This window comes from Pseudomonas prosekii (assembly GCF_900105155.1).
Taxonomy (GTDB): domain Bacteria; phylum Pseudomonadota; class Gammaproteobacteria; order Pseudomonadales; family Pseudomonadaceae; genus Aquipseudomonas; species Aquipseudomonas prosekii.
The window spans coordinates 1081020-1104573 of record NZ_LT629762.1 but is presented as its reverse complement, the minus strand read 5'-3'; the positions used below and the strand labels follow the sequence as shown (position 1 = coordinate 1104573).

Sequence of the window (23554 nt, the reverse complement as noted above, 5' to 3'; positions counted from 1 at the left end):
GGGGTGGCGGGTTTTTTTGTCTGATTTTAGTGATGCGTTGGGGGGCGAGGTTGTGAAACACCGACCCATTGCAGGAGTGAGCCTGCTCGCGATTAGGCCTGCGCCAACCCTGCAAAACCTATGTTGCTGAAATCAAATCCCACTGCCCAGAAAACAAGCTTCATCCGCATCCAGGTGCTGATCCAACTCTCCAACCTTCAACAACTCTCCAACCTTCAACAACTCCCCAACCTTCAACAACTGCGCATCCAGCGACCGGCGACTCACCACCTCATCGTCCTCAATCCGCAACTGCTTGTACGACAACAGCAGCGTGCCGCCCGCGAGTGTCTTCAGATGCTTGCCCGCCACCGGAATGAAAAAACCTTGCCTGTCACGAACCTCTTCGGCACTCGGCCGATAGCCGTCCAATTTCGGGTTATACGTGCTCAGGTCTGCGCGCACGCCCAGCCAGTCCAGCGCAAAGACGTGACCCGCACGGGCAGTTTTATTGAACGGAATATTCACTTCGATGCCGGCCAGCGCCGGGTCCAGCGTGCCTTCTTCCTCATCTTCCACAATCGGGCTGGCCAGATGTTCCGTCTCGCCCACGACATTGATGAAGCGCCGCAACGATGACTGGATAATCATGCCGTTGCGTTCCAGAGAATAGAAACACGTCACCTGAGTGTTCACCAATGCCCGTGCGGTGGCACTCGGCACCCGCGCGAACACCACCGTAGGCGGGGTGCCGACGATGATCTGGCGATTTTGACTGCAGATGCTTTCGCCCTCCGCGCTGACGCCGGCGAAGTGCAGGATGATCACGTCCCTGTGGCAAAAATCGCTGATCGATTCCGCCCAAATCTGCACCACCAGATCCTCACCGCGCAACGAATCCAGGTGCAAATCGCTGCCGCTGGTTTTGCTGATGATCGGCGCCGGCAGTGGCGATTTGCCGAGCCTGACCTTGACCCGCGCCGGCGGGCACCCACCGGCCGAAACATTGCCCACTTGATCGGCGACGCTGAACGAAACCTGCAGACCCTCCGGCCCGGTGTCCCTGGCCTTGAGAATGGTTTCGCGGCTGACGTGAATCACCAGCGGATTTTCCAATGGGTCGTCGATATGCGCCTGGGTCACCGCTTCGGAAAAGATCAGCAACCCGCCCCAACTCAACGTGCAGACATCGCCTTCGGCCATGTTGGGGTAGGGCAGCAGCGTGTCGCTGTCCGGCCTGGCGGCGATGGTGATGTCGACGCCATCGCCGACGTTATCGGTGGTCACGCCATCGCGCAGGATCTCGCCGGCAATGTCCATGTACAGCGCAGAGTGCTGGTCGTGCAGCGGGTCGGGGTTGTCGCCGCCGGGGATGTCGAGTTTGACCAGCAGTTGCAGGGGCGGATCGAAGGTCTCGGCCATTTGGTCGCGCCGTGTCAGGCGATAAGCCAACGTGTACGACCCGGATTGCACAGCCCTTGGCGGCAGCCATAACGTTGTGCGCTCAGTGACCTCGACTGGCTCGCTGATCACCTGTTGATCAATCATCCGGTTATTCAGCAACAGCTCGACTTTGTCGCCCAGTGCCTTGCCTGGCCACGGTGCGATCCAGACTTTCATTCCATGCTCAGGATAATTGCCCAAGGCAGCCGCGAAATTGATCCCGAGTTCGCCCGATGGCAGCTGCAAACCGTCGCAGATTTGCGGTTGGGGCAACGCTGGCGATGCGAGGTTTTTAACGGATTGGGCTATCACATTCGACACTCCTGTCGCTGGAGTGCGACAGCAGAATTACAAACTCAAATGCGAAAACTGGAAACTGTCAGATCTGACAGTAGCGACGCTGGGGCGATGTGTTGTAGTCAGGGTTTGCGCAGGGTTTTCTGGCGCAGGATGTAAATCGTCACCAGCACTGCGCTGGTCAGCATGAACCCGCGCGCCCACGGCATCGGCACCAGGTAACAGGAGAAGAGAATGCTCGCCCACATCAGGCCGATCGCGTAGACCTTGCCCTTGAGCGGAATGCCGCTGCCATCCAGATAACCGCGAATCCACGGCCCAAGCCGCGGGTGTTCGACCAGCCAATGATAGAAACGCGGCGAACTGCGGGCGAAACAGGCGGCCGCCAGCAGCAGGAAAGGTGTGGTGGGCAATACCGGCAGGAAAATCCCGATCACCCCCAACGCTACGCTCAGCCAGCCGATGGCCAGCAGCACGTAGCGCAACATCAGGGAGCGGTTGCCTATGGGGTTGTCCATAGGCAAGACCTTAGTGGTGACGTGGCTTGAGAATCGCCGGTTTTTCGTCAGGCGCCTGGCACAGCAGGTACAGCGCGGTCAGGGCTTCCGGGATCTGCACGATCATGTCGTCCATCAGGTTGGCGTCTTTGGCGATGTCTTCGAACTCAGGCTGTTCGTCGAACAGACCGGAACCGACCATGATCGGCAGGAGCATTTCGCTGACTTCGTCTTCGGCGGTTTCGAACCAGGCCGCTTCACGCAGGAACACGCCTTCCATGAAACCGATGCACCAGCCGCGCAGGTCGGAATCGTCCGGCTCTTCGCCGAGGTCGAGGTCGCAAGGCAACTCGAACTCTTCGTCGGACGCCAGTTGGCGGGCGATGTGGGCCTTGAGTGCGAGCAGGGTCGATTCGATCGCTTCACGCTCGGTGTCGTCGGCGTAATGCGGCTCTTCGGCGAAGAGTGCGTCGATCCATTCACGATCGGGAACGCTTTCGGAGCAGATCGACAGCGCCGTCAGATAGCCGTGGGCGGCCACGTAGTCCAGCGCCTCGTCATGCAGCTCGTCAGCGTCGAGGAAGACTTGCAGGCGGGTTAGTTGCTCAGCGAAGGACATTAAAAGCTACCTTGGGGAATTAAACAGATGCGCGAATTCTAGGCCTTCTTGAGCATGCAGGCCAGCCGCGCGGCATATTTGCTGCCTTGGGACCTCACAAACAGCGCAATCCCTGCAGGCGTGAGCCTGCTCGCGATAGCCTCGACCGGATTGCGATTGCTGCGCAATCGAACGGGGGCAAGCCCCCTCGCCACACAAGCTCGCTGCCACAGGGTTATGCAATGTTTGTCGGCATGTGTCTTCTCAGCGGCGCCCATTGCCGGGGAGGGCTCGGGTATACTCGCGCGTTTTGTGATGCCCTGCTGGCGTCGCGGCTGAAATGTGAAGCGTCATGCAATGCGCACTTACGATTTGTCAGTGCAGCGAGCATGGTTGTGAACCAGCCTTGCAGGGATGTTTCGGTGATTTTTGGAGTTTTTATGCTCGAACAGGCTCAACGCGTCCTCAAGGACATCTTCGGCTACGACAGTTTCCGTGGCCGCCAGGGTGCAATCATTGAGCGCGTGGCCAATGGCGGCGACGCTTTGGTGCTGATGCCTACCGGTGGCGGCAAGTCCTTGTGTTTCCAGGTCCCGGCGCTGCTGCGCGAAGGCCTCGCGGTGGTGGTGTCGCCGCTGATCGCGCTGATGGACGACCAGGTCGCCACCCTCGAAGAACTCGGCGTCGCTGCCGCCGCATTGAACTCGACCCTGAGCGCCGAACAACAGCGCGACCTCGCGGCCCGGATCAAGCGCGGCGAAGTGAAAATGCTCTATCTGGCGCCCGAGCGCCTGGTCCAGCCGCGCATGCTGGCCTTCCTGCAAAGCCTGGAAATCGCCCTGTTCGCCATCGACGAAGCGCATTGCGTGTCGCAATGGGGCCACGACTTCCGCCGCGAATACCTGCAACTGGGGCAATTGGCCGAGCTGTTTCCGAACGTCCCGCGCATCGCCCTGACCGCCACCGCCGACAAGCGCACCCGCGAAGAAATCGTCGATCGCCTGCATTTGCAGAATGCCGAGCGCTTCCTGTCGAGTTTCGACCGGCCGAACATTTTCTATCGCATCGTTCCCAAGGAGCAGCCGCGCAAGCAATTGCTCGCGTTCCTCACTGAGCGGCGCAGCGACGCCGGCATCGTCTATTGCCTGTCCCGCAAAAAAGTCGACGAAGTCGCGGTGTTCCTCAGCGAACAGGGCTTCCCGGCGCTGCCGTATCACGCCGGCCTGCCCAACGAAACGCGCTCGCTGCACCAGAAACGCTTCCTCAACGAGGAAGGCCTGATCATGGTCGCCACAGTGGCGTTTGGCATGGGCATCGACAAGCCCAACGTGCGCTTCGTCGCGCACCTTGATTTGCCGAAATCGCTTGAGGCGTATTACCAGGAAACCGGGCGTGGCGGCCGTGATGGCTTGCCGGCAGATGCCTGGATGGCCTACGGCCTGCAAGACGTGGTGATGCTCAAGCAGATGCTGCAAAACTCTGAAGGCGACGAGCGGCACAAACGCCTGGAGCAGCACAAACTCGACGCCATGCTCTCGCTTTGCGAAGAAACCCGCTGCCGCCGCCAGACGCTGCTGGCGTACTTCGACGAAGACATGCCGGAGCCGTGCGGTCATTGCGACAACTGCGTCGATGGCGTGCAGACCTGGGACGCCACCGAGCCCGCGCGTCAGGCGCTTTCGGCGATTTACCGGACCGGCCAGCGTTACGGCGTCGGCCATTTGGTCGATGTCTTGCTCGGCAAGGACAACGAAAAAGTCCGCAGCTTCGGCCATCAGCATTTGTCGGTCTACGGGGTCGGCAAGGCCATGGGCGAGAGCGAATGGCGTTCGCTGTTCCGCCAGCTTGTCGCCCGTGGACTGGCTGACATCGACCTCGAAGGCTACGGCGGCCTGCGCCTGAGCGACAGTTGCCGGCCGTTGCTCAAGGGCGAAGTGACCCTGGAACTGCGCCGCGATCTGAAGCCGCAGACTACCGCGAAAAGCAGCAAGAGCCAGGCCAGCCAACTGGTCCGTGGCGAAGAACGCGAACAGTGGGAAGCGTTGCGAGCCCTGCGCCGCAAACTCGCCGAAGAACATGGCGTGCCGCCATACGTCATTTTCCCCGACTCGACCTTGCTCGAAATGCTCCGCAGCCAGCCGGCCTCGCTGGCGGAAATGGCCACGGTCAGCGGCGTCGGCGCGCGCAAGCTCGAGCGTTACGGCGAAGCCTTCCTCGAAGTGCTCGGCGGTCAGGTCGAGGCACCGAAAGTGGTCGCCGATGTTCGCCACGAGCTGATCACGCTGGCCCGCGCCGGCATGACGCCGCTGCAGATCGCCGGCCAACTGCAATGCTCGGAAAAGAATGTCTACACCATGCTGGCCGAGGCGATCGGCAAGCAGCAGTTGTCGCTGGAACAGGCGCTGGACCTGCCGGAAGAGCTGATGGGCGAAATCCAGGACGCGTTTCTCGACGGCGAAGGCGAGTTGCCGGCCGTGACGGAAATTGCCGCGTTGTTCGCTGGTCGCGTGCCGGAAGGTGTTTTGTATTGCGTGCGAGCAGCGCTGCAATCCGAATTCGAGATTTGAAGTTTGAGATTTAAGTGACCGGGCGCACTGATGTAACGATTCACTACGGAGCAAGCCTTGCCTATAGCGAAAGGTCATGCTTAGCTGACTAATAATTAGTTTTTCTCTATTTCAGTCTAATCATGAGTTTTTTATGCCGTTAACTGATCAACATCGCTTTGGCATGCAATTGGCCCAGATGTCTCGCGGCTGGCGCGCCGAACTGGACCGCCGACTGGCTGGCCTGGGATTGTCCCAGGCGCGTTGGCTGGTGCTGCTGCACCTCGCACGCTTTGAAGACGCGCCGACTCAGCGCGAACTGGCGCAAAGCGTCGGCGTCGAAGGCCCGACCCTTGCCCGATTGCTCGACAGCCTGGAAACCCAGGGTCTGGTGCAGCGCCAATCGGTACTCGAAGACCGCCGCGCGAAGAAGATCGTCCTCTGCGCACCGGCCCGGCCGTTGATCGAACAAATCGAAACCATCGCCACACAGTTGCGCCGCGAGTTGTTCGAAGGCGTCGACGAGGCGGATTTAAAGGTCTGCATGCGCGTCCACGGGCACATTCTGGGCAACCTCGAAAAGTCTTGAGGTAAAACCTTCCGCCGACTTTTTGAGATACCCCGTTGGGCAGACTATAAAGAACTACTAGGCGATATCGTGTTCGTACCGGATGTGCGAACGCGTACGGTTGGTTCTGCTTAATCTAAGGGATGCTCATGCTCGAAAGTTGGCGCGTGGTTTTGCGGTGTTGCAGCCGTCTGCTTCTGGTCGGTGCTGCAATCAGCTACTCGGCATTGGCGCCGGCCCTGGGGTTGGGTGAGATCACGCTGCATTCAGCGTTGAACCAGCCGTTCAGCGCCGATATCACTTTGATCGATGCGGGCGGTCTGGCCGAAAGCGATCTGTCGGTCAGCCTCGCGACAGCCGAAGAATTCGGTCGAGCGGGTGTTGAGCGGGTGTTTTTCCTCAACAACCTCAAGTTCAAACCGATCCTGCGCGGCAATCGCACGATCATCCGCGTCACCTCCAGCAAACCGGTCAACGAACCTTTTCTGAATTTCCTCGTGCAGCTCAATCAGCCCAACGGCCGTTTGCTGCGCGAATACACGGTGCTGATCGATCCACCGGGTTCACCGGGCATCGTTCCGGCGACTGATGAACCGGCCGCCGACGAACCGACCTCGGGTTTCCCCCGCGTCGAACCCGCCGTGGCGCCGGCTCAAGCTGCGCAAGGCAAGCGTCCAGCGCAATCCGCTGCGACGCCCCAACCTGCCGCCGCAGCGGCCAATGAAGCAGTGGCCGAACAATTGGCCGCCAGCGTCCTGCCGAACCAGCAACTGCAAAAAACCATCGATGAACTGAACGCCAGGCTGAAAACCCAGGAAGAGCAGATTGCCGACCAGCGTAAGCAGGTCAGCGACTTGCAGACTCAGCTCGCTGAAGTCGCGCAAAAACCGGCCGCCGCGCCGATCCCCGTGGCGCCCGCGCCGGTTGCGGTTGAACCCTCTGAATCGCCCAATTGGCTGCTGATTGCCGCGTTGCTGGCGCTGATTCTGCTGCTGGCATTGGCCGCGTGGTTGCGCCGCCGGCGCCAGCCAACAGTCACCGAACCTTTAGCGGTTGCGCAGGCTGAGGTCGAGCCCGAGCATGATCTTCATCCGCAACCGATCAGTATCTCTTCGGATCACGGCCACCACGAAGACGCGCCCGTCGGCGATGTGATGGAAGGCGTGGGGATTTACCTGGCTTACGGGCGTTTTACCGAGGCCGCGAACCTGTTGCGCGAAGCGCTGGCCAAGGATCCGCAACGCAGCGATCTGGCGTTGCACTTGCTTGAGGTGCTGGGCAAACAGGGCGATGTCGCAGCATATGACGCGCAGGAAAGCAGCCTGCGCGACGCCGGCTATGATCCGCAGCAGCTCGCCGAACTGCGTGCGCGATTCCCGAAAGTGGCGGGCAGGGCGCCAGTGGTCGCGCCAGTTGCGCCGGTTTTGGCAGCGGTCCCAGCGGCGGTTGCGCCGTCGGCCGTCAGTGATGACTTCCAGTTGAACCTCGACGATCTGTCGATGGATTCCAATTGGGACCTGGTCAGCCCGTTCGAGAACTCGTCGCCGTCGCTGGCGAAAACACCGCCAGTGCAGGAAGCGGCGTTCACCTCCAATCTGCACGTGCTGCCCGACGTCTTCGAAATGCCCGACGAGCCGACGCCCGTCGAGTCACTCCTTGACGAACCATTGCTCGATGAAAATGAGCTGGAATGGGACGCTGTCCCTGATACGCAAGCGCTGGACGATGATTTCCTCGACGCCTTCAACGAGCCCGGTCAGTCGCTGGAGCTTGAGCCCTTGACCGCTAACGCTGCGGACAACGCCAGCAAACTTGAGCAAGCGCAGACCTGCATCGACGACGGCGATCTCGACAGCGCCATCGAATTGCTCAACGAGTTGCTCAAGGACGGCGACGAACCTCTGAAGCAAACCGCGCGCAGTCTGCTCGCCGGTATCCGTTAGCACCGTCAGCTCATTCCCATTGCAACAGGGAGCCTGGTCGCGAAAGCGCTTTGTCAGCCAACGCCGGTGTTGACTGACAGGCGCCTTCGCGAGCAGGCTCGCTGGCACTTTTTTGATCTTCCGGGCTCAGGAGCTTCAGCGATCATGGCCGTACAAAAAGCGGAAATTGTCATCACCTATTGCACACAGTGCCAGTGGCTGTTGCGCGCAGCGTGGCTGGCGCAGGAACTGCTCAGCACCTTCGGCGATGACCTGGGCAAGGTGTCGCTGGTGCCGGGCACGGGCGGGGTGTTTCATATCTTTTGTGATGACGTGCAGCTCTGGGAGCGCAAGGCCGATGGCGGTTTCCCCGAAGCCAAAGTGTTGAAGCAGCGCGTGCGCGATCAGATCGACCCGCAGCGCCACCTCGGGCACAACGAACCCACTCAGTGAGACGCGGCTTCGGCTGCGACGGCTTTCTTGCTGCTGGCGGATAAACGACTGGAGAGCACAATCGCGACGATGATCAGCGCGCCGCCGAGCAGCATGCGCGGTGTCGGGTTTTCATCGAACAGCAGCCACGCCACGCTGATGCCGTAGACCGGTTCCAGCGCAAATACCACGGCGGCGGTTCGCGCCTTGATCACCGCCAGACTGGCGACGAACAAACTGTGCGCGACGCCGGTGCAGAACACCCCGAGCAGACCGATCCACAACCAGTCGAGGGGGCGCACTTCGCTCAACTGCGGCGCGGCGAACGGCAGCAGGCACAGCGCGACCACCACGTTCTGGCACAGTGCCGCTTGCACCGCCGGAATGCGCCCGGAACTGGCGCGGTTGGTCAGCGACAGCAGGGCGAACAACAAACCTGAGCCCACCGCCCAGAGCAAGCCGGTGGTGGCGCCGCTGGCGAGGTCGAAGTGCGGCGTGACCAGCACCAGGCCGATGCTGACCAACACCACCAGCAGAATTTCATTGGCGCGGATCCGCTCGCGGAAAATCAGTCCTTCGAGGATCACCGTGAAGGCCGGAAAACTGGCAAACCCCAACGTCGCAATCGCCACCCCGGCGACTTTGACCGCGATGAAAAAACTCACCCAATGCCCGGCCAGCAGCAAGCCGCTGAGCAGCAAACGCCGCCAGTCGACGGCTTCGAGTGTCTGCCAGCGGGTAGTGCTGGCAAACCGGGCGAAGACGGCCAATGCGAGCACCGCGAATGCCGCGCGCCCAAACACGATAACGCCGGGGGAGGCGGCCGCGAGTTTGCCGAACACGCCGGTCAGGCCAAACATCAATGCGCCGATATGCAGTGCGCCGAGGGCGGTACGGGGAGTCATTGTGATCCTTGATAAACGTTGGAGGCCGACAGGCATCCTCTCTGTAGCAGCTGGCGAAGCCTGCGTTCGGCTGCGCAGCAGTCGTGAATTCAGACGATGCGGTGCATCAGCAAGGATGCGCACTCAGGTTTGACGACTGTTGCGCAGCCGGACCCAGGCTTCGCCAGCGGCTACATTTAATCGCGCAACGGTCTCGCGTGTCTGTCGGCAAACTAGCGACTTTTGTCGCCGGCCTCGCGTCGCAGTTTCCCCGGCGAGGCTCCGAACTCGCGCAGCACTGCCGCAGCAAACGCGCTTTGCGAACTGTAACCAACCCGGCAGCCGATCTCGCCAATCGGCAACGCCGAATCCCGCAACAAGCCCACCGCCATGTGCAGTCGACGGCTGCGAATGTAGTCCATCGGCGTCTGCCCGCATTCGGCGACGAACCGCGCATGCAAGCGCGCCGCCGACAACCCGGCAATCCGCGCCAGGTCCGCCACTTGCAGCGGATACGCGGCGTATTGATCGATGTGCGCATTCAGCGCCGCATACGGCAGGCGCCGGCCACCGATCACTTCGGCTTTGACGTTGTTCAGGCTGGCGAGCAACAACACCGCCCCTTGCTGGGCAATCAGCGGATCGCTCACCGGACTGTTCGCCAGCCAACTGACCAACTGGCTCTGCCCGGCATCCAGCGGCAGGCGTCCGGCGTTGTCGAGCAAGCGGCGGCTGGCGTCGGCATGTTCCCCCAGCGATTGCGCGAGCCATTGGTCGCTCGGCACATCCAGCACCAGGCAACGGCTGCCATTGGCGCTGCCGCAGGCGTGATGCATGCCGGACGGCACCACCACAAAACTTTGCTGGATCACCTGACTGCCACGCCCGTCGACCTCGAAATCCAGCGCGCCCGACAGCCCGAACACCAATTGCGCGTGGTCGTGGCTGTGGATGATCAAGTCTTCGGTGTATTGGCGCAGCGTGAGGATCGGTCTCATCGCAGGTCTCCTGGCAAAGTGCGGCCAGTCTACACCGGCTCGGCGTTATCACAGGCGTGGTCACAGGCGTTGGCACAGGCCTTGTCACAGGACTGACGCGCGACTGTCACAGGCGATTAACCGGCCCGGCGCACGCTGCTGAAAACATCGCAGAGGGTTGCCCATGACCAGCGCCGAGCTCGCCCGACCCAGCCGTAAACAACGTGTGCGCACTTTATGGATTTCCGACGTGCACCTCGGTACACGGGATTGTCAGGCCGAGCACTTGTCGCACTTTCTCAAGGGTTACCACGCCGACAAGGTTTACCTGGTGGGCGACATCATCGATGGCTGGAAACTGCGCGGCGGCATGTATTGGCCGCAGGCGCACACCAATGTGATCCGCCGCTTGCTGACCATGAGCAAGCGCGGCACCGAGGTGATCTACGTCACCGGCAACCATGACGAATTCCTGCGGCGTTATTCGAAGCTGATTCTGGGCAACATTCAGTTGGTCGATGAAGCGGTGCACGTCACCGCCGACGGCCGTCATCTGTTAGTGATTCACGGCGATCAGTTTGATGTGATCACCCGTTATCACCGCTGGCTGGCATTCCTCGGCGACTCGGCCTACGAGTTCACCTTGACCCTCAACCGCTGGCTCAATCACTGGCGCGCGCGTTATGGCTACGGCTATTGGTCGTTGTCGGCGTACCTCAAGCACAAGGTGAAAACCGCGGTCAGTTTCATCAGCGACTTTGAAGAAGCCATCGCCCACGAATGCGTCAAACGCGGATTGCACGGGGTGGTGTGCGGGCACATTCACCATGCCGAGATTCGCCAAGTGGGCGGCGTCGATTACTTGAATTGCGGCGATTGGGTCGAGTCGTGCACGGCGCTGATCGAACATTGGGACGGCTCGATCGAGCTCTATCGCTTGGCCGACGCGCAGGCGCGCGAGGCCGAATTGAAAGCGCTGAAAATTGCGGAACCGGCTTAGGCAGGTTCGACGCCTTCGCGGGCAAGCCTCGCTCCTACCGGAGAAAGCATGCCCATCGTAGGAGCGAGGCTTGCCCGCGAAGGGGCCATCACGATCACCCTGAAACTCAGGCCGGCGCGTGTTCTTGCATCGCTTCCTTGTAGATCGAGTTTTTCGGTTGCGCGAACACGCGTTGCATCATCGGTTCGAAAAAGCTCAGCGGCAGGCTTTCATAGGCCGGATCAAACGCCGCCGCATCGTACTTGGCGCAGAACTCGATGGTCGCCTGGTACTGCGGATGGTCGCTGAATTGTTCGCGCAGGTGCCGATCCATGCCCAAGTGATGGAAGAAGTAATAACCCTGGAAGATCCCGTGTTTCTCGACCATCCACAGATTGTCGGCGCTGATAAACGGCTTGAGAATCGCCGCCGCAATGTCCGGGTGATTGTACGAACCCAGCGTGTCGCCAATGTCGTGCAACAGCGCGCAAACCACATATTCCTCATCGCGGCCATCGCGAAAGGCACGGCTCGCGGTTTGCAGCGAATGGGTCAGGCGATCGACCGGGAAGCCGCCAAAGTCGCCCTCGAGCAACTTCAGGTGCGCGACGATTCGTGTCGGCAATTGCCGTGCGTAGGCACTGAAATCTGCGGCGATGATCGCCCAGTCTTCTTGCGTGCCGTCCTGCATATGGGTGAAGCGAGCATTGGCGTTCATCGGCGATCTTCTTGTTTTCAACGAAGTTGGGCGGGGTTTGCCCGGGTTTTGCCTCAGTGTAGAAGCTCACCACGGCCGCGCAGTGGCTGCGCGGGACGCATTGCTGGCCCGCCGAGCCTAGAACGGCACGCGGCCGAGAATCATGTCGCGGTACATGACGAAATCGCCGAGCAGGCTGTAGAACGGATGCTGAAAGGTTGCCGGACGATTCTTCTCGAAGAAGAAATGCCCGATCCAGGCGAAGGTGTAGCCGGCCAGTGGCAGGGCGATCAGCAACATCCATGCGCCACGGCCGATGGTCAGCGCCAGAATGAAAATCACCAGCGTGGTGCCGATAAAGTGCAGTCGTCGGCAAGTGCTGTTGGCGTGTTCGCTGAGGTAGTAAGGGTAAAACTCAGCGAAGCTGTTGAAACGCTTGGTGTTTTCCACGACTGCGGTCTCTGTATTTGTTCTGTGGCTGTCAGTTGATTGTTGCTCTGACGGCAAGATGTTCTGCGGGTAGCTTATTTGAGTCTAGAGTGATCATTGGTAACAGCCAGTGACAATGGGCGCCACTTTAGTATCCTTCGGTAATTGGCCGTAGCATGCGGCTCATCATTTAAGTAAACGCCATGAGCGAACGAACGACTTCTGCAAGCTGGGCGATGGGGATTGTCAAAGCACTGGAAATGGACGGCCTGGATTGCCGGGTGTTGTTCAAGCAGCTGGGGCTCGATTACGCATCGCTGGATGATCCGGATGCGCGCTTCCCGCAAGATTCGATGACGCGGCTGTGGCAGCGCGCGGTCGAGCTGTCGGGGAACCCGGCGATTGGCCTGAACATGGGCAAAGTGGTGCGACCGGCGTCTTTTCATGTCGCCGGATACGCGCTGATGTCCAGTCAGACACTCGCCGAAGGGTTTCAGCGGCTGGTGCGTTATCAGCGGATCATTGCCGAAAGCGCCGACCTGAGTTTCCGCCTGCTGGATGAGGGTTACGCGCTGATCCTGACGGTCCACGGCGACCATCTGCCGCCGACCCGTCAAAGCGCCGAAGCCTCACTGGCTTGCGCGCTGGCCCTGTGCGGCTGGCTGACCGGGCGCACGTTGCAACCGCGCAAAGTGCTGGTGCAGGGCGATGAGCCGGCGGATCTCGAACCGTACAAACAAGCCTTTCATGCGCCGCTGGTGTTCAACGCGCCCTACGATGCGCTGATCTTCGAACGCGCCGACATGGAAGCACCGCTGCCTACGGCCAACGAGGCGATGGCGCTGCTGCATGACCGTTTTGCCGGTGAATACCTGGCGCGGTTTTCCGAAAGTCGCGTGACCCACAAGGCGCGGCAAGTGCTGTGCCGTTTGCTGCCTCAAGGCGAGCCGAAGCGCGATACCGTCGCGCAAACCCTGCATTTATCGCAACGCACCTTGCAGCGCCGGTTGCAGGAAGAGGGCACAAGTTTCCAGACCTTGCTCGATGACACCCGACGCGAATTGGCCGAGCAATACCTGGCGCAGCCGAGCATGACCCTGCTGGAAATCGCCTATCTGCTGGGCTTCGCCGACCCGAGCAACTTCTTTCGCGCCTTCCGCCGCTGGTTCGACGCCACGCCCGGCGAGTACCGCGCGCGGTTGCTCGATGCGCCGAAGCAGGTCAGTGACGCCAGAACGCCGGAATACACAGAACAAACACGGTAATGATTTCCAGTCGGCCGAGCAGCATGCCGAACGAGAGAATCCACTTGGCCGCATCCGGCAACGTCGCGAAGTTGCCTGCCGGGCCAATCGTTTCGCCCAGGCCCGGACCGACGCCGGACACGGTGCTGGCGGCGCCGGTCAGCGCGGTCATCCAGTCGACGCCGAGCAGCGACAGGAGCAGGGCGATCACGCAAATGGTGATGGCGAAAAAGAACGAGAACGTCAGGATCGAACGGACGATTTCTTCGTCGAGTCGGTGGCCGTTGTACTTCTGCTTGATCACCGCGCGCGGGTGAATCAACTGGTTAAGGTTGGCCTTGAGCAAGATATAGGCGACCTGGAAACGGAAAATCTTGATCCCGCCCGCGGTCGAGCCGGAACAGCCGCCGACGAAGCCCAGATAAAAGAACAACATCAGCGAGAAATTGCCCCAGAGGCTGTAGTCGCCCAGCGCAAAACCGGTGGTGGTGATCACTGACGTCACGTTCAGCGCGACGTGGCGCAGTGCTTCGAGCCAATGCAGGTTGGTGGTCCACCAATACCAGGTGCCGAGTACCAGCCAGGTCACCAGCAACATGCCGAGCAAACCCTGCACTTGCTGATCCTTGATCAGCGCTCTGCGATTGCCGCGCAAGGTCGCCACGTACAGGGTGAACGGCAGGCTGCCGAGAATCATGATGACTACCGCGACCCAATGCACCGCAGGCTGTTTCCACTTCGCCAGCGACAGGTCGGAGGTGGAGAAACCACCAGTGGAAATCGCCGACATCGCGTGGTTGATCGCGTCGAACAGGCTCATCCCGGCCCACCAGAACGCCAGACTGCCGAGAATGGTGATGCCGACATACGCCGCAACGATCAGCCGCGCAACCATGTGCGAGCGCGGCATGACCTTTTCCGAGCGGTCCGAAGATTCGGTCTGGAACAGACGCATGCCACCGATTCGCAGCAGCGGCAGAATCGCCACCGCCATGCCGATGAAGCCGATGCCGCCGATCCAGTGCAGCAACGAGCGCCACATCAGAATGCCGGGCGACATGTCGTCGAGGTGATTGAGCACTGTGGAGCCGGTCGCGGTGATGCCCGACATGCTTTCGAAGAATGAATCGGTGTAGCTGATGTGTTGGGTCAGCAGAAACGGCAACGCGGCGAAAATGCACACCACCAGCCAACTGCTGACGGTCAGCAGGTACATGTCGCGCGGACGCAGATGCACGTGTTCCGGGCGGCCGGGGATCACCAGCGCGAGGCCGGCGACGAAGGTGATCATGCTCGCCCAGAGGAACGACGGCAGATCGCCCGTGCGGTCGAAAATCACCAGCGTGGCCATGGGCACGACCATGGCGATGGCCAGCGTGATCAGGAAGATGCCGATGATAAATCCAATAATGCGTAAGGTCGGCAACGCCATGAAGTGCGCTCGGGCAGTAATAGGGAAGGGCGCCATTCTACCTGCGGGGTCCGGCATGTAAACCGGCACTCCCAAGGTCGATGCAGCTAGAATAGCCAAACATTTTTTACAGGAGGTGGCCGATGCAGGCTCTCGACGCTTTGCTCAACCGTGTTTCCGTTCCTCGACTGGTCGAACCGGCCCCTAGCGCTGAACAACGTGAAGCATTGTTCGCCGCCGCCATGCGCGCACCGGATCACGGCCATTTGCAGCCATGGCGCTTTTTGACCGTCGAAGGCGCGGCCCGCGAGCAAATGGGCGAGCTGCTCGCCGAAGCGGCGAAATTGCACGACGGCGAAGTGTCCGAAGCCGCGGTGGACAAGGCGCGCAACGGTCCGCTGCGGGCGCCGTTGGTGGTGGTGGTGATCGCGCGGTTGCAGGATCACGTCAAATATCCGAAGTCCGAACAGTTGTTGGCAGCCGGCTGCGCGGCCCACGGGATTTTGCTCGCGGCGTACGCGCAAGGCATTGGCGCGGTGTGGCGGACCGGCGAGTTGGCGTATTCGGCGCACGTGGCCAAAGGTTTGGGCCTGACCGAAGGCGAGGAAGTGATTGCGTTCCTGTACCTCGGCACCCCGCAGAAAGAACCGCGCGTGGCCGAGAAAGTTGACCTGGCTGAATTCGTCAGCGCCTGGCCTGGTAAAGCCTGATACAGGTTGTTTGTGGGTGAGGGGTGAGTCATTGAGAGTCACCCCTCACCCCAACCCTCTCCCCAAAGGGGCGAGGGGGCTGACCGAGTTGCATGGGCTATGTGCTGGGACCTGCGGCTCCGAGTCGAACCAGGGTTTGAAAGGCTTGAAGATGGGCTCCCTTTCCCCCTCTCCCCAAAGGGGCGAGGGAGCTGACCGAGTTGCATGGGCTATGTGCTGCGACCTGCGGCTCCGAGTCGAACCAGGATTTGAAAGGCTTGAAGATGGGCTCCCTTTCCCCCTCTCCCCACTGGGGCGAGGGGGCTGACCGAGTTGCATGGGCTATGTGCTGCGACCTGCGGCGCCGAGTCGAACCAGGGTTTGAAAGGCTTGAAGATGGGCTCCCTTTCCCCCTCTCCCCACTGGGGAGAGGGGGCTGACCGAGTTGAATGGGCTATGTGCTGCGACCTGCGGCTCTGAGTCGAACCAGGATTTGAAAGGCTTGAAGATGGGCTCCCTTTCCCCCTCTCCCCACTGGGGCGAGGGGGCTGACCGAGTTGCATGGGCTATGTGCTGCGACCTGCGGCGCCGAGTCGAACCAGGGTTTGAAAGGCTTGAAGATGGGCTCCCTTTCCCCCTCTCCCCAAAGGGGCGAGGGGGCTGACCGAGTTGCATGGGCTATGTGCTGCGACCTGCGGCTCCGAGTCGAACCAGGATTTGAAAGGCTTGAAGATGGGCTCCCTTTCCCCTCTCCCCAAAGGGGCGAGGGGGCTGACCGAGTTGCATGGGCTATGTGCTGCGACCTGCGGCTCCGAGTCGGACCAGGATTTGAAAGGCCTGAAGATGGGCTCCCTTTCTCTCTCCCCAAAGGGACGAGGGGGCTGACCGAGTTGAGTGAACTATGTGCTGCGACCTGCGGCTCCGAGTCGAACCAGGATTTGAAAGGCTTGAAGATGGGCTCCCTTTCCCACTCTCCCCAAAGGGGCGAGGGGCTGAACGAGTGAATGAACTATGTGCTGCGACCTGGGGCTCTGAGTCGAACCAGGATTTGAAAGGCTTGAAGATGGGCTCCCTTTCCCCCTCTCCCCACTGGGGAGAGGGCTGGGGTGAGGGGTGGTTTTCAGGGCTGGACCACAGCCCCCGGCACCAGCGGCAATTCAAGGCTGGCGATGAAACCGCCTTGCGGGTGGTTGGACAATACCAGGCTGCCACCGTGGCGTTCGGCGGCACGGCGCGCAATCGCCAAGCCCAGGCCATGCCCGGCCGCGGTCTGCCCCGGCGCGCGGTAGAACGGTTCGCCGAGCAGGCTCAAGTGTTCGGCTTCGACGCCCGGCCCATGGTCGCGCACGCTGACCACCATGCGCTCGCCCTGACGCGAGGCGTGCATTTCAATCGGCTGGCCCACCGGGTTGAAGCGCTGGGCATTGCGCAGCAGATTGTCCACCGCGCGCTCGATCATCGTCGGCCAGCCCTTGAGGCTCAGTTGCGGTTCGGCCTCTAGGCGCACGGTCTGTTCCGGGAAGCCCAGTTGCGCGTCCTTTTGCAAGGTCTGCAGCAACGCATTCAGATCCACTTCCTCGGCACTGGCGTTGTCGGCATCGACCCGCGCCAACACCAGAATCTCGCTGATCAACGCTTCCAGCCGATCACATTCGCGGGTCAGGCGAGGCCAGAGTTTTTCGCGTTCTTCAGGATTGGCGCGCTCGGCCAGCGCCAGCGCAATGCGCAGTCGGGCCAGCGGTGAGCGCAACTCGTGGGAGACGTCGCGCAGCAGTTGCCGTTGACTGCCGATCAAACTCTGCAGGCGCGCGCCCATGCGGTTGAAATCGTTGGCCAGTACGCCGAATTCATCGCGGCGGTTGGCCAGTTTCACCAGGCTGTTCTGCTGATAAGTGGTTTGCCCCAGATCATGCACCGCGCCGCGCAAACGGCTGAGCGGGCGGGTGATCGACAGCGTCACCAACAGGCTGAACAACGTCAGCACCACCAGCGCAATACCCAGCGCACTCAATGGCCAAAGCAGACTTTCGCGGTGCCAGGCGTCGAGTTCCGGGTGGGCGATGCGGTAGATCAGCAAGTACGTGTTGCCGGTTTTTTCGCTGGTGTACTCGGCGGTCAGACGGCGCCACGGCAAGCGTCGGTCATCGTCATTTTGCCGCGCTTCAAAAGCCGCCGCGCGTCGTGGGAAAGTGCCGCGCACCACCGGGTCGCCGCTTTCGTTGAGCACCTGGACGTCGATGTGATATTGGCGTTTGCGCTGTTCGAGAATGTCTTGTGCGGCTTCTTCGCCCTGGGCTTCGAAGGTTTGCGTCCACTGCTCGGCGAGGTTGTTGAGGCCCGGATGGCGGCTGAGAATCCATGCGTCCTGGTTGAGCATGTGCCCCAGCAGAATGGACAGCCCTGCCACCAGAGCGATGGCCAGCCAGAAGCTGGCCAGGATACGCCAGAACAATGAACGCACAGAAAATCCTCAAGCAAACACAAATCCCATGTGGCGGCGGGTTTGTTGTGGCGAGGGGGCTTGCCCCAGTCCGGCTGCGAAGCAGTCGTGAAGCGGTCGGCACTTTCCAATCCAAGATCGCACTGACTGCTTCAGGAGCGCTTCGCGCTTCAACGGGGGCAAACCCCCTCGCCACACAAGCCTCGTTCCTGCAGGGGGCTGAATGGCAAAAAACCCAACGGCGTTGGCCGTTGGGTCCGGGGTCAGCGCATTATTGCGCTTTTTGCGGCTGTTGCGCTTTCCAGGCTTTGAACTCAGCCCACTCGGCGCGGCGCTCGGCTCGTTTTTTCTGCATCTCGTCGAATTTCTTCTGTTGATCCGGTTTCAGCACGGCGCGGACATCGGTTTGCGCTTTTTCACGTTTGGCGGCGATTTCGTCCTTCATGGCTTTCTGGTCAGCCGGGGAGAGTTTCTCCAGGTATTTGTCGACCAGTTGTTTGCGATCATGCATCTGCTCGCCCATGATTTTGCGGATCTGTTCGCGCTGTTCCTTGCTCAGGTCCAGCTGGCTGTACGGACCTTTGCCGTGCATGTCGCCGTGCATCTGACCGCCGTGGCGCGGGCCGTCCAGCGGACCACCCATTGGGCCGGCGCCTTCAGGCATGGCCATGGCAACGGTTGGCAGAGCGGCAGCGAACATCAGAGCGATAAGAGTCTTGCGCATGGTGAATCTCCTTGTCTCGTTCCCGGTACGTTCCGGATGAGTTCAGATTACGCAGATCAAGGTCAGCGGCGGTCAGCGGAGCGTAAAGCTTGGGTAAAGACACCATCTCGTCAACCTGACAAAACCACCCCCCACACCACAAACCACCCATGCTTATGTAGCAGCTGCCGAGCACCAGCGAGGCTGCGTCCGACGACAAAGTCAGACGCAGCCTCGCTGGGCTCGGCAGCTGCTACAGGGTTAGCGACGGATTCAGAGGCTGTAGTAATAACCGCGGCTGCGCAGCGCGACGATGCGCGGGCGGCCGTCGGGGTGCGGGCCGATCTTCTTGCGCAGGTTGCTGACGTGCATGTCGAGGCTGCGGTCGTACAGGGTCAGCTTGCGGCCGAGGGCGATCTGCGCCAGTTCCTGCTTGTCCAGCGGTTCGCCGGGCTGCTTGATCAGCGCTTCGAGCAAGCGACTTTCGGAAACTGTCAGGGTGAATTCCTGCTCATCGATGCTGACCACGCCGCGCACCGGGCTGAAACACAAGTCACCGAGTTCGAGCTGACTCGACACCGCCGCCGGATGGCTGCGGCGCAACACCGCGCGCAAACGGGCGGTCAGTTCCCGTGGATCGCACGGCTTGGCCAGGTAATCGTCGGCGCCGAGTTCGAGGCCGAGGATGCGATCCAGCGGCTCGCCACGCGCCGACAACATCAGCACCGGCAAGTCCGGGTGATCGCTGCGCAACTGCTTGAGCAGTTCCAGGCCGCTGCCATCGGGCAGCATGACGTCCAGCACCACGGCGGCCGGGGAGGTTTCGGCCAACGCGCGGCGGGCACTCTTGCCGTCGTGGCAGGCGTGCACGACAAAGCCTTCCTGGCTCAGCCAACTGCTCAGGAGCTCGCACAGCTCCTGGTCATCATCAATTAATAACAGCTCGCTCATGACTCACTCAATTTAGCCATTGCCGACGTTTTCGACTTGCTCCGCTGGCAAAGATACCGCACAGCAGGGCCAATAGCGCTACTCCACCGCCGGTGACGAACCATTGCTGCTGGTCGGTCAACAGCCGCGACACCGGGCTGGCGGCCAACGCTTCCTTGAGTTGCAGCTTCAGGCGCTGGTTCTCCTGGCGCAACCGGCTCAGTTGGGCGCTTTCACGTTCGGCAGCGGAATTTTGCAATTGTTTGCTCAGTGCTTCCCGTTGCTGCTCGCTGACTTTCAAGCGCTGCTGCAACTCGGTGATCTGACTGCCGGCGCTCAACGACAACGGCGTCGAAGCAACGCCATCGGCGCTTTCCTCACCGTGGGCGGGGAAGCCGATCGACAACGTGACCAACATCAGACACAACGGACCCTTGCGCATCGCGACTCCTGATTCCAATCGAGTGATTGGGCAAGTTGTCGGCCGGCAAACGAGAATAATGAGCGATTGAGAGCGCGATGAACCGAGAAGGTTCATCGCGTGAGCAGGGGATTGCCGGGGATTGATGCGATTTACGGCAGGACTTGCTTGAACGGCTTCACGGAAACGTTGGCGTAGACGCCAGCCGCGACAAACGGATCAGCCTCGGCCCAGGCTTGCGCAGCGCTCAGGGATTCGAACTCGGCAACGATCAGGCTGCCGGTGAAACCCGCCGCGCCCGGATCATTGCTGTCGACTGCCGGGTTAGGGCCGGCGAGGACGATGCGACCTTCACTTTTGAGCTGGTGCAGGCGCTCAAGGTGCGCCGGCCGGTTGGCCAGGCGAGCTTCCAGGGAGTTGGCGACGTCTGTAGCAACGATGGCGTAAAGCATATCAGTCCTCGGTTTTTGGCGTTGTGGTGTCGGTGTCATGCAGATGGCGCGACAGGTAAATACCCTGCGCGACCAGGAACAGCAGCGTCATGCCCAGGCTGCCGAAGACCTTGAAGTCGACCCAGTAGCTCTGGAAGGTGAACGCGACAAACAGGTTGGCGGCGCCGCAGAACAGGAAAAATGCGATCCAGGCGATGTTCAGGCGCGTCCAGATTTGATCCGGCAATGTCAGCGCGTGGCCCATGATGCGTTTGATCAGCAACTGGTCGCCGATGAAATGGCTGCCGATGAACGCCAGCGCAAACAGCCAGTTGACCACCGGCGCTTTCCATTTCAGGAAGGTTTCGCTGTGGAATGCCAGGGTCAGGCTACCGAAGACCAGGCACGCGATGAGGGTCAGCCATTGGCTCTTTTCCAGCTTGCGCTGCTTGATGAAGAGCGCGCCGTAGACCACCAGCGAGCTGATGATCAGCATCGCGGTGGCGCTGTAGATACCGCCTACAGTGACCTCATGACCGGCAATGTCGACGACCCGTGGGTCGATTTTGAAGACAATGAAAAACAGCAGAAGCGGGATGAAGTCGATGAATTGTTTCACAGTGGCAGCCAGAAGCAGGATGTGTCGGCATAATAACAAACATATTGGCGCGCGATAGCGCCAGCTGATTTGAGGTTACAAAGCCCTGTGAATGTTGATTTGCACTGCCATAGCACGGCCTCCGATGGCGCCCTGGCGCCTGCGGTACTGGTTGCGCGTGCGTTCGAGAAAGGCGTGCGAGTGCTGGCCTTGACCGATCACGACACCCTTGAGGGCCTCGACGAGGCCCGCAGCGCCGCGACGGCGTTGGGGATGCAATTGGTCAACGGCGTCGAATTGTCCTGCACCTGGGGCGGCGCGACCATTCACGTGCTGGGCTACGGTTTCGACGTCAACGCTGTACCGTTGGTCGAGGCGATTGCCAAATTGCACGATGGCCGTTGGCTACGGTCAGAAGAAATAAGTCGCAAACTGGAACTCAAGGGCATGCCAGGCGCGCTCGAAGGTGCGCGGGCCCTGCAGCAGGAACTGGGCGACAGCGGCAACGCGCCGGCCCGTCCGCATTTCGCCGACTGGATGGTGCGCGAAGGTTTCGTCAAGGATCGCGCCGAAGCGTTCCGCAAATGGCTCGGCGCCGGCAAACTCGGTGACGTCAAGCAACACTGGCCGACCCTCGAAGACACCGTCGCGACCTTGCGCGCTGCCGGCGCCTGGGTCAGCCTCGCGCATCCTTGGCACTACGATTTCACTCGCAGCAAGCGCCGTCGCCTGATTGCCGACTATATTCAAGCAGGCGGCCACGCGATTGAAGTGGTCAATGGCCATCAGCCCGCCGAGCAGGTCGGCAGCCTGGCCATTCTTGCCCGCGAGTTCGGTCTGCTGGTCAGCGCCGGCAGTGATTTTCATGGCCCAGGAGGCTGGTCGGAGATCGGTGAGTACCGCCCGGTTCCGGAGGATCTGCCACCGTTATGGTGTCGATTCAAACATGACCCAATTATTGCCGCCGTCTGAACAGGTAGAGAATGTGAGTCAATTTTTCCAGATTCATCCGGAAAACCCGCAAGCGCGCCTGATCAAACAGGCTGTCGAAATCATCCGCAACGGCGGGGTGGTGGTTTATCCCACTGACTCGTCCTATGCCATCGGTTGCCAGATCGGCGACAAGAATGCCGTGGAGCGCGTGCGCCGTTTGCGCCAGCTCGACGATAAGCACAACTTTGCGCTGATCTGCAGCGATCTGTCGCAACTGGGGATCTTCGCCAAGATCGACACCGGCACTTTCCGGATTCTCAAGGCGCATCTGCCCGGGCCTTACACGTTCATCCTTAACGCCACACGTGAAGTGCCGCGGCTGTTGCTGCACCCGAAAAAACGCACCATCGGCCTGCGTGTGCCCAGCCATCCGATTGCCCTGGCGCTGCTCGCCGAACTGGGCGAGCCGTTGATGAGCGTGACCCTGATCATGCCCGGCGACACTGATCCGATGAGCGATCCCTACGAGATTCGCCAGTTGCTCGAGCATCAGGTCGACCTGATCATCGACGGCGGTTTCGGCGGGATCAAGGCGTCCACCGTGATCAATCTCGCCGACGGCGAGCCGGAAGTCATCCGCGTCGGTTGCGGCGATCCTGCGCCGTTCATGGCCGAGGCCTAGATGTCGGCAGTGGAACCCGTCGACAGTCAGGCCGGCGCCCAGCAAGAGCTGCCATTTGCCATGGTCTATGGCCAGGCAGTCATGGAAATGCCGCTGGATTTGTACATTCCGCCGGACGCGCTTGAAGTATTTCTCGAAGCCTTCGAAGGCCCGCTCGACCTGCTGCTGTACCTGATCCGCAAACAGAACATCAATATTCTCGACATCCCGGTGGCGGAAATCACTCGCCAATACATGGGTTATGTCGAGTTGATGCAGTCGGTGCGCCTGGAACTGGCCGCCGAATACCTGGTGATGGCCGCGATGCTGGCCGAGATCAAGTCGCGGATGTTGCTGCCGCGTGCCGAAACCATCGAGGCCGAAGAAGACGATCCGCGCGCCGAGCTGATTCGCCGCTTGCAAGAGTACGAGCGCTTCAAAGCGGCGGCGGAAGGCATCGACGGCCTCAGCCGGGTGGGCCGTGACGTCGTGGTGCCCAAGCTCGATGCTCCCGAAGCGCGGGCGCGCAAGCTGTTGCCGGACGTCAGCCTCGAAGAGTTGCTGATGTCGATGGCCGAGGTCCTGCGCCGTGGCGACATGTTCGAAAGCCACCAGGTCAGCCGCGAGGCGCTGTCCACCCGCGAACGCATGAGCGACGTGCTGGAACGCCTCAAGGGCGGCGGTTTTGTGCCGTTCGTCGAGCTGTTCACGGCGGAGGAGGGCAAGCTCGGCGTGGTCGTGACTTTTATGGCGATTCTCGAACTGGTCAAGGAATCCTTGGTCGAGCTGGTGCAGAATGAGCCGTTCGCGCCGATCCATGTGCGGGCCCGAGCCGAATAACGAGT

Annotated in this window: 24 protein-coding genes; 10 read left to right on the top strand and 14 right to left on the bottom strand. The window is 60.9% G+C overall.

From position 1 onward, the window contains the following. Window positions 1–132 precede the first annotated feature (132 nt). From BLU01_RS05085 to BLU01_RS05075, 3 genes are all read right to left on the bottom strand, one after another. Window positions 133–1599: a hypothetical protein gene (locus BLU01_RS05085; RefSeq protein ID WP_157720141.1), complete on the bottom strand. Its 1467-nt coding sequence runs from the start codon at window positions 1597–1599 to the stop codon at window positions 133–135. Between the two features lie 242 nt (window positions 1600–1841). After that, window positions 1842–2237 carry a YbaN family protein gene (locus BLU01_RS05080; RefSeq protein WP_092271579.1) on the bottom strand — a complete coding sequence of 132 codons (396 nt, stop codon included), beginning with the start codon at window positions 2235–2237 and terminating at the stop codon, window positions 1842–1844. A gap of 10 nt (window positions 2238–2247) precedes the next feature. Continuing rightward, complete coding sequence (locus BLU01_RS05075; RefSeq protein WP_030130067.1) at window positions 2248–2835, bottom strand: UPF0149 family protein; 588 nt, start codon at window positions 2833–2835, stop codon at window positions 2248–2250. A 419-nt stretch (window positions 2836–3254) separates the two neighbouring features. Here BLU01_RS05075 and recQ point away from each other — a divergent pair, with 419 nt between their 5' ends. The 4 genes from recQ to BLU01_RS05055 all read left to right on the top strand — a co-directional run bounded on the left by recQ (window position 3255) and on the right by BLU01_RS05055 (window position 8303). Beyond that, window positions 3255–5381 (top strand): DNA helicase RecQ, encoded by a 2127-nt coding sequence (gene recQ, locus BLU01_RS05070; RefSeq protein ID WP_092271577.1) that lies wholly within the window; start codon window positions 3255–3257, stop codon window positions 5379–5381. A 133-nt stretch (window positions 5382–5514) separates the two neighbouring features. Further along, window positions 5515–5949, top strand: a complete 435-nt coding sequence (locus tag BLU01_RS05065; protein ID WP_092271575.1) for a MarR family transcriptional regulator — start codon at window positions 5515–5517, stop codon at window positions 5947–5949. 128 nt (window positions 5950–6077) lie between these two features. Beyond that, window positions 6078–7871 carry a FimV/HubP family polar landmark protein gene (locus tag BLU01_RS05060; RefSeq protein ID WP_092271573.1) on the top strand — a complete coding sequence of 598 codons (1794 nt, stop codon included), beginning with the start codon at window positions 6078–6080 and terminating at the stop codon, window positions 7869–7871. A gap of 144 nt (window positions 7872–8015) precedes the next feature. Next, complete coding sequence (locus BLU01_RS05055) at window positions 8016–8303, top strand: SelT/SelW/SelH family protein (RefSeq protein WP_092271571.1); 288 nt, start codon at window positions 8016–8018, stop codon at window positions 8301–8303. On the opposite strand, the gene BLU01_RS05050 is transcribed toward BLU01_RS05055, so the two are convergent. Both BLU01_RS05050 and BLU01_RS05045 read right to left on the bottom strand, forming a co-directional pair. Then, window positions 8297–9187: a DMT family transporter gene (locus tag BLU01_RS05050; protein WP_092271569.1), complete on the bottom strand. Its 891-nt coding sequence runs from the start codon at window positions 9185–9187 to the stop codon at window positions 8297–8299. The genes BLU01_RS05055 and BLU01_RS05050 overlap by 7 nt on opposite strands. Window positions 9188–9399: 212 nt before the next feature. Beyond that, the gene (locus BLU01_RS05045; RefSeq protein ID WP_092271566.1) at window positions 9400–10164 is read right to left on the bottom strand and encodes a helix-turn-helix transcriptional regulator; all 765 of its coding nucleotides are present in this window, start codon (window positions 10162–10164) and stop codon (window positions 9400–9402) included. Between the two features lie 163 nt (window positions 10165–10327). On the opposite strand from BLU01_RS05045, the gene BLU01_RS05040 reads away from it, so the two are divergent. Further along, window positions 10328–11143, top strand: coding sequence for a UDP-2,3-diacylglucosamine diphosphatase (locus BLU01_RS05040; protein WP_092271564.1), 816 nt, complete (start codon window positions 10328–10330; stop codon window positions 11141–11143). Between the two features lie 106 nt (window positions 11144–11249). On the opposite strand, the gene BLU01_RS05035 is transcribed toward BLU01_RS05040, so the two are convergent. Continuing rightward, window positions 11250–11840, bottom strand: a complete 591-nt coding sequence (locus BLU01_RS05035) for an HD domain-containing protein (RefSeq protein ID WP_092271562.1) — start codon at window positions 11838–11840, stop codon at window positions 11250–11252. A 117-nt stretch (window positions 11841–11957) separates the two neighbouring features. Then, window positions 11958–12269 carry a DUF962 domain-containing protein gene (locus BLU01_RS05030; protein WP_092271560.1) on the bottom strand — a complete coding sequence of 104 codons (312 nt, stop codon included), beginning with the start codon at window positions 12267–12269 and terminating at the stop codon, window positions 11958–11960. Window positions 12270–12451: 182 nt separating this feature from the next. On the opposite strand from BLU01_RS05030, the gene BLU01_RS05025 reads away from it, so the two are divergent. Further along, window positions 12452–13513, top strand: a complete 1062-nt coding sequence (locus tag BLU01_RS05025) for an AraC family transcriptional regulator (RefSeq protein ID WP_218570642.1) — start codon at window positions 12452–12454, stop codon at window positions 13511–13513. Here BLU01_RS05025 and BLU01_RS05020 read toward each other — a convergent pair. After that, complete coding sequence (locus tag BLU01_RS05020; RefSeq protein ID WP_092271556.1) at window positions 13470–14924, bottom strand: TrkH family potassium uptake protein; 1455 nt, start codon at window positions 14922–14924, stop codon at window positions 13470–13472. The genes BLU01_RS05025 and BLU01_RS05020 overlap by 44 nt on opposite strands. A 122-nt stretch (window positions 14925–15046) precedes the next feature. On the opposite strand from BLU01_RS05020, the gene BLU01_RS05015 reads away from it, so the two are divergent. Further along, window positions 15047–15613 (top strand): NAD(P)H nitroreductase, encoded by a 567-nt coding sequence (locus BLU01_RS05015; RefSeq protein WP_092271554.1) that lies wholly within the window; start codon window positions 15047–15049, stop codon window positions 15611–15613. 1099 nt (window positions 15614–16712) lie between these two features. Here BLU01_RS05015 and BLU01_RS05010 read toward each other — a convergent pair. The 6 genes from BLU01_RS05010 to BLU01_RS04985 all read right to left on the bottom strand — a co-directional run bounded on the left by BLU01_RS05010 (window position 16713) and on the right by BLU01_RS04985 (window position 21136). After that, window positions 16713–18053: a sensor histidine kinase gene (locus BLU01_RS05010; protein WP_092271552.1), complete on the bottom strand. Its 1341-nt coding sequence runs from the start codon at window positions 18051–18053 to the stop codon at window positions 16713–16715. A 250-nt stretch (window positions 18054–18303) separates the two neighbouring features. Next, a complete protein-coding gene (locus BLU01_RS05005; protein WP_092271550.1) occupies window positions 18304–18756 on the bottom strand; it encodes a Spy/CpxP family protein refolding chaperone in 453 nt (150 codons plus the stop codon). A gap of 252 nt (window positions 18757–19008) precedes the next feature. Next, the gene (locus tag BLU01_RS05000) at window positions 19009–19686 is read right to left on the bottom strand and encodes a response regulator transcription factor (protein ID WP_092271548.1); all 678 of its coding nucleotides are present in this window, start codon (window positions 19684–19686) and stop codon (window positions 19009–19011) included. A 7-nt stretch (window positions 19687–19693) separates the two neighbouring features. Then, the gene (locus BLU01_RS04995) at window positions 19694–20107 is read right to left on the bottom strand and encodes a translation initiation factor 2 (protein ID WP_092271546.1); all 414 of its coding nucleotides are present in this window, start codon (window positions 20105–20107) and stop codon (window positions 19694–19696) included. Window positions 20108–20238: 131 nt separating this feature from the next. Next, window positions 20239–20538, bottom strand: a complete 300-nt coding sequence (locus BLU01_RS04990) for a YciI family protein (RefSeq protein WP_092271544.1) — start codon at window positions 20536–20538, stop codon at window positions 20239–20241. Between the two features lies 1 nt (window position 20539). After that, window positions 20540–21136, bottom strand: a complete 597-nt coding sequence (locus BLU01_RS04985; RefSeq protein WP_092271542.1) for a septation protein A — start codon at window positions 21134–21136, stop codon at window positions 20540–20542. 87 nt (window positions 21137–21223) lie between these two features. On the opposite strand from BLU01_RS04985, the gene BLU01_RS04980 reads away from it, so the two are divergent. The 3 genes from BLU01_RS04980 to BLU01_RS04970 are packed head-to-tail and all read left to right on the top strand — an operon-like array spanning window position 21224 to window position 23549. After that, complete coding sequence (locus BLU01_RS04980; protein ID WP_092271540.1) at window positions 21224–22087, top strand: PHP domain-containing protein; 864 nt, start codon at window positions 21224–21226, stop codon at window positions 22085–22087. A 13-nt stretch (window positions 22088–22100) separates the two neighbouring features. Beyond that, window positions 22101–22730, top strand: coding sequence for an L-threonylcarbamoyladenylate synthase (locus tag BLU01_RS04975; RefSeq protein WP_092281471.1), 630 nt, complete (start codon window positions 22101–22103; stop codon window positions 22728–22730). A 60-nt stretch (window positions 22731–22790) separates the two neighbouring features. Then, window positions 22791–23549, top strand: coding sequence for a segregation and condensation protein A (locus tag BLU01_RS04970; protein WP_178076528.1), 759 nt, complete (start codon window positions 22791–22793; stop codon window positions 23547–23549). Window positions 23550–23554: the final 5 nt, after the last annotated feature.

Excerpts from the sequence above, each read along its gene's own strand:
- BLU01_RS05085 (WP_157720141.1), bottom strand. The coding sequence starts at position 1,599 with ATGAAAGTCTGGATCGCACCGTGGCCAGGCAAGGCACTGGGCGACAAA.
- BLU01_RS05080 (WP_092271579.1), bottom strand. The coding sequence starts at position 2,237 with ATGGACAACCCCATAGGCAACCGCTCCCTGATGTTGCGCTACGTGCTG.
- BLU01_RS05075 (WP_030130067.1), bottom strand. The coding sequence starts at position 2,835 with ATGTCCTTCGCTGAGCAACTAACCCGCCTGCAAGTCTTCCTCGACGCT.
- recQ (WP_092271577.1), top strand. The coding sequence starts at position 3,255 with ATGCTCGAACAGGCTCAACGCGTCCTCAAGGACATCTTCGGCTACGAC.
- BLU01_RS05065 (WP_092271575.1), top strand. The coding sequence starts at position 5,515 with ATGCCGTTAACTGATCAACATCGCTTTGGCATGCAATTGGCCCAGATG.
- BLU01_RS05060 (WP_092271573.1), top strand. The coding sequence starts at position 6,078 with ATGCTCGAAAGTTGGCGCGTGGTTTTGCGGTGTTGCAGCCGTCTGCTT.
- BLU01_RS05055 (WP_092271571.1), top strand. The coding sequence starts at position 8,016 with ATGGCCGTACAAAAAGCGGAAATTGTCATCACCTATTGCACACAGTGC.
- BLU01_RS05050 (WP_092271569.1), bottom strand. The coding sequence starts at position 9,187 with ATGACTCCCCGTACCGCCCTCGGCGCACTGCATATCGGCGCATTGATG.
- BLU01_RS05045 (WP_092271566.1), bottom strand. The coding sequence starts at position 10,164 with ATGAGACCGATCCTCACGCTGCGCCAATACACCGAAGACTTGATCATC.
- BLU01_RS05040 (WP_092271564.1), top strand. The coding sequence starts at position 10,328 with ATGACCAGCGCCGAGCTCGCCCGACCCAGCCGTAAACAACGTGTGCGC.
- BLU01_RS05035 (WP_092271562.1), bottom strand. The coding sequence starts at position 11,840 with ATGAACGCCAATGCTCGCTTCACCCATATGCAGGACGGCACGCAAGAA.
- BLU01_RS05025 (WP_218570642.1), top strand. The coding sequence starts at position 12,452 with ATGAGCGAACGAACGACTTCTGCAAGCTGGGCGATGGGGATTGTCAAA.
- BLU01_RS05020 (WP_092271556.1), bottom strand. The coding sequence starts at position 14,924 with ATGGCGTTGCCGACCTTACGCATTATTGGATTTATCATCGGCATCTTC.
- BLU01_RS05015 (WP_092271554.1), top strand. The coding sequence starts at position 15,047 with ATGCAGGCTCTCGACGCTTTGCTCAACCGTGTTTCCGTTCCTCGACTG.
- BLU01_RS05005 (WP_092271550.1), bottom strand. The coding sequence starts at position 18,756 with ATGCGCAAGACTCTTATCGCTCTGATGTTCGCTGCCGCTCTGCCAACC.
- BLU01_RS05000 (WP_092271548.1), bottom strand. The coding sequence starts at position 19,686 with ATGAGCGAGCTGTTATTAATTGATGATGACCAGGAGCTGTGCGAGCTC.
- BLU01_RS04995 (WP_092271546.1), bottom strand. The coding sequence starts at position 20,107 with ATGCGCAAGGGTCCGTTGTGTCTGATGTTGGTCACGTTGTCGATCGGC.
- BLU01_RS04990 (WP_092271544.1), bottom strand. The coding sequence starts at position 20,538 with ATGCTTTACGCCATCGTTGCTACAGACGTCGCCAACTCCCTGGAAGCT.
- BLU01_RS04970 (WP_178076528.1), top strand. The coding sequence starts at position 22,791 with ATGGTCTATGGCCAGGCAGTCATGGAAATGCCGCTGGATTTGTACATT.